General features: G+C 68.0%; 14 protein-coding genes. 8 read left to right on the top strand and 6 right to left on the bottom strand.

Annotation, left to right across the window (positions count from 1 at the left end):
• Positions 1–32 precede the first annotated feature (32 nt).
• The 6 genes from fucP to U1H82_RS06300 are packed head-to-tail and all read left to right on the top strand — an operon-like array spanning position 33 to position 5,496.
• Entirely contained in the window at positions 33–1,343 is a 1,311-nt protein-coding gene (gene fucP, locus U1H82_RS06325; protein WP_322964075.1) for an L-fucose:H+ symporter permease, read from the top strand.
• Complete coding sequence (locus U1H82_RS06320) at positions 1,340–2,071, top strand: SDR family oxidoreductase (RefSeq protein ID WP_322964074.1); 732 nt, start codon at positions 1,340–1,342, stop codon at positions 2,069–2,071. The genes fucP and U1H82_RS06320 overlap by 4 nt, the downstream gene beginning before the upstream one ends.
• Complete coding sequence (locus tag U1H82_RS06315) at positions 2,068–2,955, top strand: amidohydrolase family protein (protein WP_322964073.1); 888 nt, start codon at positions 2,068–2,070, stop codon at positions 2,953–2,955. The genes U1H82_RS06320 and U1H82_RS06315 overlap by 4 nt, the downstream gene beginning before the upstream one ends.
• Positions 2,952–3,980, top strand: a complete 1,029-nt coding sequence (locus U1H82_RS06310; RefSeq protein WP_322964072.1) for an aldo/keto reductase — start codon at positions 2,952–2,954, stop codon at positions 3,978–3,980. The genes U1H82_RS06315 and U1H82_RS06310 overlap by 4 nt, the downstream gene beginning before the upstream one ends.
• The gene (locus U1H82_RS06305) at positions 3,977–4,276 is read left to right on the top strand and encodes a UxaA family hydrolase (RefSeq protein WP_322964071.1); all 300 of its coding nucleotides are present in this window, start codon (positions 3,977–3,979) and stop codon (positions 4,274–4,276) included. Before U1H82_RS06310 ends, U1H82_RS06305 begins: the two co-directional genes overlap by 4 nt.
• Positions 4,273–5,496 carry a UxaA family hydrolase gene (locus U1H82_RS06300; protein ID WP_322964070.1) on the top strand — a complete coding sequence of 408 codons (1,224 nt, stop codon included), beginning with the start codon at positions 4,273–4,275 and terminating at the stop codon, positions 5,494–5,496. The genes U1H82_RS06305 and U1H82_RS06300 overlap by 4 nt, the downstream gene beginning before the upstream one ends.
• A 25-nt stretch (positions 5,497–5,521) precedes the next feature.
• Here U1H82_RS06300 and U1H82_RS06295 read toward each other — a convergent pair whose 3' ends face one another.
• On the bottom strand, positions 5,522–6,643 hold the full coding sequence (locus U1H82_RS06295) for a mannitol dehydrogenase family protein (protein ID WP_322964069.1): 1,122 nt from the start codon (positions 6,641–6,643) through the stop codon (positions 5,522–5,524).
• Positions 6,640–6,978 carry an L-rhamnose mutarotase gene (locus tag U1H82_RS06290; protein ID WP_322964068.1) on the bottom strand — a complete coding sequence of 113 codons (339 nt, stop codon included), beginning with the start codon at positions 6,976–6,978 and terminating at the stop codon, positions 6,640–6,642. Before U1H82_RS06290 ends, U1H82_RS06295 begins: the two co-directional genes overlap by 4 nt.
• A gap of 137 nt (positions 6,979–7,115) precedes the next feature.
• Here U1H82_RS06290 and U1H82_RS06285 point away from each other — a divergent pair, with 137 nt between their 5' ends.
• Together U1H82_RS06285 and U1H82_RS06280 are read left to right on the top strand one after the other, a co-directional pair.
• Complete coding sequence (locus U1H82_RS06285) at positions 7,116–8,132, top strand: zinc-binding alcohol dehydrogenase family protein (protein WP_322964067.1); 1,017 nt, start codon at positions 7,116–7,118, stop codon at positions 8,130–8,132.
• An 82-nt stretch (positions 8,133–8,214) separates the two neighbouring features.
• The gene (locus tag U1H82_RS06280; protein ID WP_322964066.1) at positions 8,215–9,054 is read left to right on the top strand and encodes an IclR family transcriptional regulator; all 840 of its coding nucleotides are present in this window, start codon (positions 8,215–8,217) and stop codon (positions 9,052–9,054) included.
• 39 nt (positions 9,055–9,093) lie between these two features.
• On the opposite strand, the gene U1H82_RS06275 is transcribed toward U1H82_RS06280, so the two are convergent.
• The 4 genes from U1H82_RS06275 to U1H82_RS06260 all read right to left on the bottom strand — a co-directional run bounded on the left by U1H82_RS06275 (position 9,094) and on the right by U1H82_RS06260 (position 14,213).
• Entirely contained in the window at positions 9,094–9,552 is a 459-nt protein-coding gene (locus U1H82_RS06275) for a MarR family transcriptional regulator (RefSeq protein ID WP_322964065.1), read from the bottom strand.
• A gap of 76 nt (positions 9,553–9,628) precedes the next feature.
• The gene (locus U1H82_RS06270) at positions 9,629–10,816 is read right to left on the bottom strand and encodes a beta-barrel domain-containing protein (RefSeq protein WP_322964064.1); all 1,188 of its coding nucleotides are present in this window, start codon (positions 10,814–10,816) and stop codon (positions 9,629–9,631) included.
• Positions 10,813–12,954, bottom strand: coding sequence for a type I secretion system permease/ATPase (locus U1H82_RS06265; protein WP_322964063.1), 2,142 nt, complete (start codon positions 12,952–12,954; stop codon positions 10,813–10,815). Before U1H82_RS06265 ends, U1H82_RS06270 begins: the two co-directional genes overlap by 4 nt.
• On the bottom strand, positions 12,951–14,213 hold the full coding sequence (locus U1H82_RS06260; RefSeq protein ID WP_322964422.1) for a TolC family protein: 1,263 nt from the start codon (positions 14,211–14,213) through the stop codon (positions 12,951–12,953). Before U1H82_RS06260 ends, U1H82_RS06265 begins: the two co-directional genes overlap by 4 nt.
• Positions 14,214–14,357: the final 144 nt, after the last annotated feature.

Here is a 14,357-nt window from a genome sequence, read left to right as displayed (position 1 = left end):
GCAGCGGGACAGCAGAAGCGAGGGCAAGGCTGATGGCCCTCCCTGTCGATTTCCCGGCGGCCGGGCGCGGTGCGGACGGTGCCAGCCATGGCGGCACCGTCACGCGCGGTTACCTGCCCGCGCTGGTCATCACGGTCAGCCTGTTCTTCCTCTGGGGCATGGCGAACAACCTCAACGACATCCTGATCGCCCAGTTCCGCAAGGCCTTCACGCTCAGCGATTTCGGGACCAGCTTCGTCCAGCAGGTCTTCTATCTCGGCTATTTCCTGCTCGCGGTGCCCGCCTCGGTGGTGATGCGCCGTTATGGTTATAAGGCGGCGATCGTGCTGGGGCTGACGCTCTATGGCACCGGCGCGCTGCTCTTCTATCCGGCGGCGGCGGCGAGCCTGTATCAGCTGTTCCTGCTCGGCCTCTTCGTGATCGCGGCGGGGCTCGCCTTTCTCGAAACCTCGGCCAACCCGTTGATGGGCGAGCTGGGCGATCCGGCGGGCGCGACCCGGCGGCTCAATTGGGCGCAGGCGGCCAATCCGCTGGGCGCGATCACCGGCGTCCTGATCGGGCGCTTCTTCATCCTGTCGGGCATCGAGCATGACGAGCGCGCGCTCGCCACGATGGACGCCGCGACGCGCACCGCCTTCTACAAGGCGGAGGTGCAGGCGATCGCACCGCCCTATGTCGCGATCGCGATCGTCGTGCTGCTGTTCGCGGTCGCCGCCGCTTTGGTTCGCTTTCCCAGCGGCGCGCCGGTGCGGACGGAGGAGGGGCGCAGCGGGCGCTTCGTCGAGGTGTTCCGCCAGCCGCGTCTGCTGGGCGCGGTCGTCGCGCAGTTCTTCTATGTCGGTGCGCAGGTCGGCGTGTGGAGCTACACCATCCGCTATGCGCAGGCCAATGTCGGCCTGAACGAGCGGGGCGGCGCGGACGCGCTGTTCTTCTCGCTGGTGCTGTTCGCCGCCGGGCGTTTCCTGGGCAGCGCGCTGATGGGCCGCGTCGCGCCGGTCAAGCTGCTGGCGCTGTTCGCGGGCATCTCGGTGCTGCTGACCGTGGTGGCGGGCGTGCTGGGCGGCTGGCCGGGCCTGATCGCGCTGGTCGCGGCGAGCTTCTTCATGTCGATCCAGTTCCCGACGATCTTTGCGCTGGGCATCGAGGGGCTGGGGCCGCTGCGCCGGGCGGGGGCGTCGCTGATCGTCATGGCGATCATCGGCGGCGCGGGCCTGACCGCGCTGATGGGCTTGGTGTCCGACCATGCAGGCATTACCAGCGCGATGCTGGTCCCGACCGCCAGTTTTATGGTCGTGACGCTCTTCGCCCTGATGCTGGGCCGCCGGAAGGAGATGAATGGATGAATCGTTTGCAGGGTAAGCGGGCGATCGTGACGGGTGCCGGGCAGGGGATCGGCCGCGCCGCCGCCGAACTGTTCGCGGCCGAGGGCGCGCAGGTGATCGCGGTCGACCGCAATGCCGAGGCGCTGGCCAGCCTACAGGGCTGCACGACCGACATGCTCGACCTGACCGATCCGGCTGCGATCGCGGCGTTCGGGGAACGCACCGGCGCGGTCGATATACTGTTCAACTGCGCGGGCTATGTCGATGCGGGCGACCTGCTGGCGACGCAGGATGGCGGATACCGGCTGTCCTTCGACCTGAACGTCCATGCGATCACCCATATGCTCCAGGCCTTTGTCCCTGCCATGATCGCGCAAGGGGGCGGATCGATCGTCAACATGGCCTCGGTCGCGGGCGCGTTGATCGGTGTCGGCAATCGCTATGCCTATTGCGCGTCCAAGGCGGCGGTGGCGGGGATCACCCGTTCGGTCGCGCTCGATTATGTCGGCAAGGGCATTCGCTGCAACGCGATCTGCCCCGGCACCGTTCAGTCGCCCAGCCTGGACGAGCGCCTGGCCGCGACCGGCGATGCCGAAGCGGCCCGCGCCGCCTTCGTCGCGCGTCAGCCCATGGGGCGGCTGGGCCGCGCCGAAGAGGTCGCCGCGCTCGCGCTCTATCTCGCCTCGGACGAGAGCGCCTATACCACCGGCCAGCTGCACGCCATCGACGGCGGATGGACGATGGCGTGACGAACACACGCCCGCCCTTTGTCGATGCGCATTTCCACCTGTGGGATCACGCGGTGCTGCGTTATCCGTGGCTGGGCGCGCCCGACACCGCGCCGATCGCCGCCACCTATCGCATCGCCGATTACCGGGCGGAGTTGGCGGCATGGAATCTGGCGGGCGCGGTGCATGTCGATGCGGGTGCGCATCCCGACCAGGGGGCGGACGAGACGGTCTGGCTGAACACCACCGCCGATGAGGATGGTCTGCCCAGCGGTATCGTCGCGCGGGTCGAACTCGACCATCCGGCGGTCGAGGCGCAACTGGCGTGGCAGGCGGCACAGTCACGGGTGAAGGGCATCCGCCACCTCATCAACTGGCATCCGACCGATCCGTCACGCCGCGCCTATACCCGAGACCTGACCCGCGATCCGCGCTGGCGGGCGGGCTTTGCGCTGCTGGGGCGTCATGGGCTCAGCTTCGACTTTCACGGCTTTCCCGCGCAGCTGTCGGGGCTGGCCGAGGTGGCGGCGCAGCATCCCGAAGTGCCGATCATCCTCAACCACCTGGCGCTGCCCATCCCGGCGGACGGGCTGGAGGAATGGCGCGCCGGGCTGATCGCCTTTGCCGCGATGCCCCATGCCGCGATCAAGCTGTCGGGAGCCGGTTTCGTCGGCCCGCGCTTCGATCCCGCGGGTTTCGCCGATATCGTGGCCGAGGTGATCGACCGTTTCGGCACCGATCGGGTGATGGTCGCGACCAATTTCCCGACCGACCGGCTCGCCGCCGATCTGAACCGCACGCTCGGGGCCTATGAGGACCTGCTGACTGGCTTTTCCGATGATGAGCGGCGCGACCTGTGGGGGCGCAATGCCAACCGAATCTATCGACTGGGCCTGAACCTATGACCGACATTCCCCGCCGTAAGCTGGGCAAGACCGGCTGCACATTGCCTGAGCTGGGCTTTGGCGCGGCGGCGATGGGCAATCTTTATGCCGCGATCGACGATGCCAGCGCCGCCGCGACGCTGGCCGCCGCATTGTCGGCCGGTTTCCGCTATTTCGACACCGCGCCGCATTATGGTCGGGGCCTGAGCGAGCGACGGCTGGGCGATGCGGTGCGGGGGCGGCAGGACGTCATCGTCTCGACCAAGGTCGGGCGGCTGATGGACCCGGACGCCGGCATTACCGACGATCGCGAGCGGGACGGCTTCCATACCGCGATGCCGTTCCGCCCGCGCTACGACTATAGCTATGAGGGCATCATGCGCAGCCATGAGCACAGCCTGCAACGGCTGGGCCTGGCGCGCGTCGATATCCTGTTCGTCCATGACATCGGCCGGGTCACGCATGGCGAGGCCGATGCGCGCTATCGCGAACAGCTGATCGCGGGCGGCGGCTTCCGGGCGCTGGAGAGCTTGCGCGATCAGGGTGCGATCTCCGGCTTCGGGCTGGGCGTTAATGAGGTCGAGGTCTGCCTGGACCTGATGCAGGCGGTGCGGTTCGACGTGATCCTGCTCGCTGGGCGTTACACATTGCTGGAGCAGGGGGCGCTCGATGCGCTGTTCCCGGCCTGTGCGGCGGCGGAAACCGCTATCGTGGTTGGTGGCCCCTATAATAGCGGTATCCTCGCGACGGGGAGCGCGGCCGCCGGGCGCTATAATTACGCGCCTGCGCCCGAAACCGTCCTCAGCAAGGTCCGCGCACTGGAAGTGGTGGCCGCGCGGCACCATGTCTCGCTGCCCGCCGCCGCGCTCGCCTTCGTGCTGGCCCATCCGCTGGTGGCCAGCGTCATTCCCGGAATCGCCGATCCGCAACAGGTATCCGACACGATGCGACTCTACGCCGAACCCATCCCGTCCGCCTTTTGGGCGGAGTTGCGGTCCGAAGGACTGGTCCGTCCCGACGCGCCCCTGCCGGGAGAGGGCGCATGAGCGTCGCCGCCATCCGGCTGACCCCGACCGACAATGTCGCCGTCTGCTGCCGTACGGTCGAGCCGGGCGAGCATATCATGGTCGACGGGCACGAGCTGATCGTCACCGAACGCGTCGCGCTGGGCCACAAGCTGGCGGTCGTGGCGCTGGCGACCGGCGACAAGGTCATCAAATACGGCATGCCGATCGGGTCGATGACCCATGATGCGCCCGCCGGAGGCTGGGTTCACATGCACAATATGCAAAGCGATTATATTCCCGCGCATCTGCGCGACGCGCATGGAGATCACGCATGAGCGCAAACATGACCGAACGCACCTGGCAGGCCTGGGCACGCCCCGATGGCCGCAAGGGCATTCGCGACGCGATCGTCGTCGTCTATCTGGTCGAGTGTGCACACCATGTCGCCCGGCGCATCGTGGACAAGATGGACGATCCGCGCGTGCAGCTGATCGGCTTTCCCGGCTGTTACCCCAATGACTATGCGCTGGCGATGATGAAGGCGCTGACCACGCACCCCAATGTCGGCGGCGTCGTGCTGCTGTCGCTGGGCTGCGAGAGCTTCAACCGCGAGGCGCTGGCCGCCAATGCGCGCGAGCAGGGTCGCCCGGTCGAGACGATCGTGATCCAGCAGTCGGGCGGCACGCGCGGCGCGATGGAGGCAGGGATCGCCGCCGTCGAGCGTGTGCGGGCGCAGGCGGATGCGCAAGCGGTGCGCGTGCCGATGACCCTGTCGGAACTGGTGATCGGCACCATCTGCGGCGGGTCGGACGGGACCAGCGGCATCACCGGCAACCCGGCGGTCGGCCGCGCCTTCGACACGCTCTATGATGCGGGCGCGATCTGCATCTTCGAGGAAACCGGCGAGATGATCGGGTGCGAAGGCCATATGGCCGAGCGCGCCGCGACCCCGGAGGTCGCGCAGGACCTGATCGCCTCAGTCGCACAGGCCGAGCGCTATTACCGCGCCATGGGCTATGGCAGCTTCGCACCCGGCAATGCCGAGGGCGGGCTGACCAGCCAGGAGGAAAAGTCGGCGGGCGCCTATGCCAAGTCGGGCAGCCGTCCGATCACCGGCGTCATCCTGCCCGCCGAACAGGCACCGGGGCCGGGGCTGTACCTGCTCGACGTGGTGCCCGCGGGCGACCCGAAGTTCGGCTTCCCCAACATCGTCGACAATGCCGAGATCGGCGAGCTGATCGCGTGCGGCGCGCATATCAACCTGTTCGTGACGGGACGCGGCTCGGTGGTCGGCTCGGCCATCTCGCCGGTCATCAAGATCGCGGCCAACCCCGAAATGTATGCTCGGATGGAAGGCGATATGGACGTGAACGCCGGTCGCATCCTGTATGGCGACGCGACGCTGGACGAGGTGGGCGCGGAGATCGTCGACCTGATCGTCGCGGTGTCGGGCGGCGCGCAGACCAAATCGGAAGCACTGGGGCATCAGGAGTTCGTCCTGACCTATAAGGCGGCCGGGGCGAAGGGCCCCGCCTGCCTGCCCCAAGCGGCCTGAGCGGGGCGGGGGAGGGCGGACCCCGTCAGCGCGCCTTGGCCAGCGCCCGCAGCTCCGGCATCGCCACCGTCTGGCCCGAGCCATCGACCCAGCGGACGAACCCGCCGACCCGCTTGTCGATCTTGGCGGCATGGCCCGAGAAGATGTCGGACAGCCGGTGATCGAGAAACGGGTTGGCGAACCGCTCCAGCGTGGTGGCGATGTAGTCGCGTGCCTCGTCCGCCATGCCGTGCGCCGCGAAGCCGGGCAGGACCTCCTCCGCCATCACCCGGTCGAGCGACGCCCGCGTGTCGGGATCGGCGAGCGCCGCGCGCACCGTCTGGTCCGCCGCCGCACCGCCGTCATGCCAGCGCGCCGCCAGCCAGCTATGACCGAGATTGAGGATGTACAGCTTCAACCGCTCATATCGGTCCAGATCGTCGGTCAGGACGATGGCGGGATGTGTGAAGGGCAGGGTCAGGCCCGGCTGCCGCTCGATCGCCCAGAGCGCATAGGGTTCGGCCACCGCACCCGCCGGATGGAGTGGTTCGCTGACGATCCGGTCGACCAGCGTGTTGGCCCAGATGCACCGATGCGCCAGCCAGTCGAGGAACGCCGCCTCCCGGCCTTGTGCGCGGGCCAGTCCGGTGATCGCGGCGCGCAGAACGTCGCCGTTGCGCACCACCAGTTCGCACGGCAGCAGCGTGATCGCATTCCCGCCCGCCCGCCAGCGCCGATGCAGCAATTCGGTCAGCATCCCGCAGAAGCTCGCCGGGACTTGGGGCCCCACCGGCGCGGTGCGATCGCTGTCGGGAATAGCATAGCCCGTATCGCCGGTGTTGGATACGATATGGCTCGCCGCCCGCTCCGCCAGATCGACCAGCCGGTCCCAGTCGGTGGCGGCGCTCAGGCCTTCGCACACGCTGCGTACTTGGACGGTCCGTTCCTCGCGGACACCGTCACGCAGGCCGCGCAGGATGACCGGAAAGCCCGCCGGGTCGGCAAAGCCCGCCAGCCGCCGGGCGCGTTCGGGATCGTTGGTCGTCTGGACGATGACGATCGGCGGCACCGCCTGTCCGGAGGCACGGGCTTCCTCGGCGAACAGGTCGACATGGGCTTGCAGGAAACGGCTGGTGCCGAACTGCAGGATGACGGGCGCCTCGGTCATTGGGCGTCCAGCGTGAAGATGCGGTCCATCGCCACCCATTTCTCGCCCGGTGCGGCATGGGGCAGGGCCTTTTGGAACCGGTCCATCGTCGCCTCCCATTTGGCGTCGACCGCTGCCAGATCGGCCGGGATCGCGCGGGGAAAGTCGTCCGCCACCTCGGCGATCATGAACAGCCGGTCGCCGGTGCGCCAGATGTCCATCGCCAGGAACCCCTTGGCGCGGATCGCCGCCGTCACCTCGGGCCAGGCGGCGCCGGGGGCATGGGCGCGTTCATAGTCCGCGATCAGCGCGGCATCGTCGACCAGATCAAGTGCAAAACACAGGCGTCGGGCCAAATCGCGCCTCCTCTCATGATGGTGCCGGTTCGATCGCGTCGCCCGGTCTGTCGGATGCCGTTTTAGCGTTCCCAACCGGCATCATCAATGGCATATGTGAGAGTGAAATCGCATATGGGAATTTGGAGAGGGTGGCAATGAAGGCGCTGGTCTGTGTGCAGCCGCATGAAATTCGCGTCGAGGATCGGCCCGTGCCGGTGCGCGGCGACGACGAGGTCCTGCTCCGGATGCGCCGCGCCGGGATTTGCGGCACCGACTATCATATCTATGGCGGCAAGCATCCGTTCCTCGAATATCCCCGGCTGATCGGGCATGAGCTGGCCGGGGAAATCGCCGAGGTGCCGGAAGGCTCAACGCTGAGCATCGGACAGGTGGTGACGGTCAATCCCTATATCGCCTGCGGCACTTGTCGCGCCTGTCGCCGGGGCAAGCCGAATTGCTGTTCGCGGATCAGCGTGCTGGGTGTCCACGGCGATGGCGGCATGTGCGAGTGGCTGTCGGTGCCCGAAAGCGCGGTGATCGATGCGGTCGGGCTGTCGCTTGACCAAGCCGCGATGGTCGAGTTCCTGGCGATCGGCGCCCATGCCGTGCGGCGTGCCCGTGTCGCCGAGGGCGAGAGCGTCCTGGTGGTGGGCGCCGGGCCGATCGGCATTGCGGCGGCCCTGTTCGCGCGGATCGCAGGCGCAGGCCGGACCGTGCTGGTCGATACGCGTGCGCCGCGCCTGGCCTATGCCCGCGATCATCTGGGCCTGGCCGAGGGCGTGGTCGCCGACGCCGCGCTGGCCGAAACGCTGGCCGGGATGACGGCGGGCGAGATGTTCGACCATGTGTTCGACGCCACCGGCAACATCCATGCGATGCGCGCCGGGCTGAACTGGGTGGCGCATGGGGGCAGCTATACGCTGGTTGGGGTGTGCAAGGACGATCTGGTCTTCGCCGATCCCGAATTCCACAAGCGCGAGACGACGCTGCTCGCCAGTCGCAACGCGCTGTCGGTCGATTTCGACCATGTCATCGCCAGCATCCGGTCGGGGGCGGTGCCGACCGACGCGATCCGTACCCACACGCTGACGCTGGACGAGGCACCGCAGCGCCTGCCCGAACTGATCGACGAGGCGGATTCGGTGCTCAAGGCGATCATCACTATCGCCTGACGCCGCCGAATTGCCGTTACGGGCAAGATCGCTTGCCCGCCGCGCGCCACCGTCTTACTCCTGCCTCACATAGAGGATGGGTATGGCAGGCGACGGCGGAAAGATCAGTGAGGGACGAACGCGCAAGGGCAGCTATGCCGCCCCTGCGCTCGACAAGGCGTTCCTGATCATCGAATTGCTGGCCAACCATCCGCAGGGGATGCTGGTCAGCGAAATGGCGACCGCGCTCGGCCGATCGCTGGGCGAACTGTTCCGGATCGTCGTGGTGATGGAGGAGGCACGCTACCTCGAAAAGTCGCCGATCGACGACCGTTACCGGGTGACCTACAAGTTCCTGGACATCGCCTATCGCGCGACGCCCGCCCGGCAACTGACCGCCGCCGCGCTGCCCGAGATGCAGTCGCTGGCGCTGACCGTCGGCCAGTCCTGTCACCTAGTGGTGATCGAGGGCGGCGCGGGCCTGGTTATCGCGCGGGAGGAAAATCCGGGCACGCGTGGCTTTGCGCTGCGCATGGGGGCGTCGATCGACATCGTCGCCAGCTGCTCGGGCAAGGTGCTGCTGGCCTTTGCCGCCCCGGCGCAACGGGCGCGCATCCTGGACCGGGCGGAGGCGGCGCAGGGGCGTGCGATCGACCGCGTGCAACTGGGCGAGGAACTGGAGCGGGTGCGGACCCAGGGCCATGGTCTGCGCGAAAGCCCGATCACCCGCGGCGTGACCGATCTCAGCGCGCCGATCTTCGGCTTTGGCGGCGACTGCATGGCGGCACTGACCATCCCGTTCCTGGAGACGATCGACGGATCGCAGAAATGCTCCATTCCCCAGGCCACGCAGATCCTGGTCGAGACGACCGCGCGCATCTCGCAACAGCTGGGCCATCGTCCCGACGATGCGGGCAGCCTCGTGCCCGCATCGCGCGACTAGGAGCCCGTTTCCAAACAGCTTCTAGAGACGACGCCCCCGTCAGGACGCCCGGTCGGGGCGAGGCTTCGTCCCGCCATGCGGATCGTCGCCGGTCGTCAGGTACAGATGGCGCAGCATCGCGGTCATCGCATCGGTGCCGCGCTGGGTCAGCGTGACCGCCAGTCGCCGATGATCCGCCGGATCGGTCTGCCGCCGGAGCAGCCCCGTGCTTTCCAGCCGGTCGATCCGACGCAGCGCGCTGGTCGCGGTTTCGCCCGACACCAGGATCAGTTCCTTGACGCATAGCTGGCGGTGCTGCTCCTCCGCGATGAACAGTTCCAGCATCATGTCCCAGGCGGAATCGCGGAATACGTCGCGGGGAAAGAATTGCGCGACATTGGCGCGCATCGCCTGGGTCTGCCGGGCGAGTTCGAGCAGGCTGGGACGGGCATCGCGGATCGGCGGCCAGCTGCTGCGATGGGCCGGGGGGTGGTAATGGGCGGCTAAGTCCTTGGGCATCAGGCTATCCTTGGCTTGGGGGCCATGCACGGCGTTGTCCATGGCGGGGCGGCGGATGGGAGTGCAGATGTGCCGGTCATCGCTCGCGCAATCCTTCGCGCGCGCGGTTGAGCGGTTTCAGAAGATATTGCAGCACGGTCTTGCTGCCGGTGTGGATGTCGGCGGTGGCGATCATGCCGGGCACGATCGGAAAGCGCTTGCCCGCCTTGTTGACCAGCGAGTCCGCCGTCGTCCGCACGAAGACGCGGTAATAATAGACGTCCGGGTTCACCTCGTCGCGGATGGTGTCGGGCGAAATGCTGCTGACCCGGCCTTCCAGCCCGCCGAAGATCGCATAGTCATAGGCGGTGATCTTGACGCTGGCGCGCTGGCCGGGGCGGATGAAGGCGATGTCGCGCGGCGAGATGCGCGCCTCGACCAGTAGGCGTTCGTCGAGCGGCACGATCTCCATGATCTTGCCGTTCGGGGGGATGACGCCACCGATGGTCGACACCTCGATATTCTTGACCACGCCGCGCACCGGGGAGCGCAGCGTCAGGCGGCTCAGCGTATCGGACCGCCCGCGCACCACGGGGGCGAGCGCCTCCACCTCCTCGCTGACCTTGGCCAGGTCCTGCCGCGCCTCGACGATATATTGCGAGCGCAGGTCGGATTTCTTCAGGTCCAGGTCGGCGCGCTGGCGCTTCAGGCGCAGCACCTCGACATTGCTGGCCGCACCGACCTCGATCAGCGACTCGCCGATCCCGACCTCGCGCCCGATCAGCGCCAGTGACTCGTCGATCAGCCCGATCGAGCTGGCGAGGCTGCGGCGGCGCGCGTCGTAGAGGCGCTGCTGCTCGGCCTTGAGCGCGGGGAACGCGTCCAGTTCGCGCGAGAAGGTCAGGGGGGTGCCGTTCACCTCCGCCTGCAACCGCGCCTGGGCGGCGAGCGCGGCGCGGTATTTGGCGGCGCTTTCCTCGACGGTCGATCCGGCCTGGGTCGGGTCGAGCTGGGCGAGGATCTGGCCCGGCTTCACGATATCGTCCTGCCGGACCAGCATCCTGGCGAGGATGCCGCCCTCCAGCGATTGCAGCACCTGTTCGCGGCTGGTCGGCACGACGCGGCCGGTGCCGGTCGCCACCTCGTCCAGCTCGGCGAACCAGGCCCAGACGAGCAGGGTGACGAACAGCGCCGCCAGCACCCAGGTCATCCGCTTGGCGGCGAGCAGGGGCGCGGCGCCTTCATCGGCAAAGGGCAGGTCGGCGGGATGGGCGAGCGTGCTCATGCCGCCTGGCTCCGGGTCGCGCCCTGCATCGTCGCCAGCGCGGTCGCCTTGGGCTGGTCGAGCAGGACCTGGCCCTGGTCGATGACGATGATCCGATCGACCAGTTCGAGGACGCGCATCCGGTGGGTCGCGACGACGACCGTCCGGCCGCGGCTCCAGTCGCGGAAGCGGTCGATGAACAGCCGCTCGGCCGCCTCGTCCATCGCGGCGGTCGGCTCGTCCAGCAGCATGACCTGGGGCTGGCGGATCAGCAGGCGGGCGAGCAGCAATGCCTGTTGCTGGCCGCCGGACAGGCCGATCCCGCCTTCCAGCACGACATGCTCCAATCCGTCGCGCAACCGCCGGATGAGGTCGATCGCGCCCACCATGTCGAGCGCGGCGAGGATCGTCGCGTTGCTGGCCATCGGCGCGCCCATGGTCAGGTTCTCGCGCAATGTGCCGTGGAACAGCCGGCTATTCTGGGTCAGCAGCGCGACGTCGCGGCGGACATCGCTGGGGTCGATCTGATGCAGTGCCAGGTCGTCGAGCAGTACCTCCCCCGACACCGGCTGCAACATGCCTGACAGCCCTTGCAGCAGCGTCGACTTGCCCGCGCCGTTGCGGCCCAGCAGCGCCACCTTCTCGCCCGCCGCAATCTCCAGCTTGGGGACGGTCAGCGCAGGCGGGGCATTGGGGTCGGCATAGCTGAACACCGCGCCGCGAAGCGCGAAGCGGCCATCGACCGAGGGCAGGGGGATGCGATGCTCAGCGTCCGGGTTGTCGACCGGCAGCGCCATGATCTGGTCCAGGCTGTTCGCCGCGACCTTGGCATGTTGATAGCGGCCGAGCAGGTGCGACACCTGGCCCATGGGCGCCATCATCCGGCTGGCCAGCATCGAGGTCGCGACCAGCGCGCCGGTGGTGATGTCGCCTGCGATCACCATCGGCGCGCCGACGAAGATGACGGTCGCGTACACCGCATTCTGCACGCTCTGCGCCCAGGTCGACAGGCTGGCGGTCAGCCCGCGCAGGCGCAATTGCGCCTCGCCCGCCACCGCGTTGCAGTGATTCCATTGGCGCTGGAAACGCTCCTCGGCCTGAAGGGTCTTGATATCCTCGATCCCCTGCACCGCCTCGATCAACAGGGCGTTGCGCAGCGAGGTCTCACGCATCGACTCGGTGGCATGGGCGCGCAACCGGCGCTGGGCGAGCAGGCTGGGCAGGAGCAGCGCGACCAGCGCCACCACCGGGACCAATGCGAGCGTGCCGCCGATGAAGCAGAGGATGACGAGGAAAAGCAGGAAGAAGGGCAGGTCCGCCACCGCCGCGACCGTGGTCGAGGTCAGCATGTCGCGCACCTGGTCCAGATCGCGAAGCTGCGCGATGAAGGTGCCGGTCGAGCTTGGCCGCGCCCGGTTGCGGACGCGCAGCGCATGGCCGAACACCAGGTCCGACAGCCGCAGATCGGCGCGCTTGCCAAGGATGTCGGTGATCCCGACACGCAGGCGGCGCAGCACGAAGTCGAAGCCGGTCGCCAGGATGACGCCGATAAACAGGATATAGAGGGTCGGCATCGACTGGGCGGGGACGACCCGGTCATAGACCTGCATCGAGAACAGCACGCCCGCCAGCCCCAGGCAGTTGGTCACGACCGAGGCGATGGCGACATGGCCATAGCCCTTCATGTCTTGAAGCAGCAGGCGGCGGAGCCAATGCTCCTCGAACGGGCGGATATAGCTGTCGACGCGGATGTCGGCGGCCGAGCGGGCTGGGCGGGGGACGACGAACAGGTGCGTCTGTTCGACCAGCAGGTCGAGGGGGCGTTGCGCGGTCTGGCCGTCCTCGCCTGCGACGGTGAACAACGCCTGCCCATCGGCATCGATGCCGGTAATCAGCGCCAGTTCGCCGTCGTTCAACCAGGCGATGACGGGAAGGCGCCAGCTGGTCAGCCGGATCGCGCCGGGCACCACGACCCGGACCGACAGGCCGCTCGCCCGCGCCAGTGCGCGGACCCGCGCTTCGTCATCGCCGCCCGCCTGCCAGAGCGTGGTCAGCCGCGCGCGCTGTTCGGCAAAGGGCATGCGGTAATGGCGCGCGACCTGGCCCATCATGTCGATCCAGGCGATGGGATCGGTTGGGGGCTGGGGCGCACCGGTCATAGCGTCACGCCCCGGATCGAAGTGCCGGTCAGCCCGAAATCGTCGCGCGCGCGGCCCGAATAATAGAGGCACTCGATCGCCAGCCGCCGCAAATCATGGACCGTGTTGACCGCGTCGAAGCGTGCCTGCTGCAACTCCTGTTCGGCGTTGAGCAGGTCGACCAGCGTGCGGGTGCCCATGTCGAGATATTGCAGGCGGTACAGTTTGCCCGTCTCGACCATATTCTCCTGCCGTTCGGACAGGGTGCCGAGCAGTTGCGACAGCCCGGCGATCTGCTGTTGCGCGGCGGCCAGTTCCTGGCCGACCTCGTTGCGCGCCGCCTGTTCGGCGGCCTGCGCCGCGCGGACGCCGTAATCGGCGCTGCGGGCGCGGGCGCGCACGGCATTGCCGCCGAACACGTCGCTGCTGACGTTCAGTCCGACATTGTAGATGCTGCGATCGGAAAAGGGCGAGGACACATCGGCGGCCGCATCGCCCGCAAGCGCGATCGTCGGCAGGCGCGCGGCATGGACCCGGCGGCTTTCGGCGCTCGCCTGTTCATATTGCGCGCGTGCCCGCATGATCGCGGGCACATCGGCCCATTCGACCGTGGCGGCACGGGTGCAGCTGGTCATCAGCCAGTCGGGCACGTTCGGATCGACCACCGGCGCGGTGTCGCGGCCGAGCAGGAAGGACAGGCTGGTCGTCCAGCGCCGCTGCTCCGCCTCGATGCGGGTCAGCGTCGCTTCGGCGGCGGCGACGCGCGATTGGGCCTGAAGCGCGTCGGAGCGGGTCGTCGCGCCCTTGCCGAACCGTTTGTCGACCAGCGCGCTGATCTCGCGGATGCGGGACAACTGCTCGGTCGCGATCCCGCGCAGCGCGGCGTTGCGCTGCACCTCGACCAGCGCATAGCCGGTGTCGCGGATCAGGCCGTCGACCGCCAGCAGCAGGTCGGCGCGGCCGATCCGGGTGCCAGCTCGTGCCGACTCCACGGCGCCCGCGACCTTGCCGAAATCATAGAGCATCTGCGAGGCGGAAACCTGCGGGCGGGGGCGCCAGGCGCTGCCCAGGCGGCTGTCATAGCCGCTGCCGACCCCGGCGCTGATCCGGGGTAGATAGCCGGCGCGGGCGACCGCGACATCCTCACCGCGCGCCTCGACCGTCGCCGTTGCCTGGGCGACCGAGGGATGCCAGGCGAGAACCTCGTGCATCGCGCTCTCCATCGTGACGGCGGGCGGTTCCACCGCCGCTATGGACATGATGGCGCCCAACGCGATCATCACCGTCCCCCCTCGTTTCGATCGCATATGATAGCGCTCTCGCTTCATGGATCGCCTTTGTTACCCCGCATCTTAGCTTGGTGACTTAAACTATTTGAACAAAAGGAATTAAGCGCCGAAGAGGAACCCCTTCGGCGCTCGAAA

The sequence above is a fragment of the Sphingomonas fuzhouensis genome (genome assembly GCF_034659795.1).
Taxonomy (GTDB): domain Bacteria; phylum Pseudomonadota; class Alphaproteobacteria; order Sphingomonadales; family Sphingomonadaceae; genus Sphingomonas; species Sphingomonas fuzhouensis.
The sequence above is the reverse complement of the archived record's forward strand: the minus strand, read 5'-3'. Positions and strand labels throughout refer to the sequence as shown.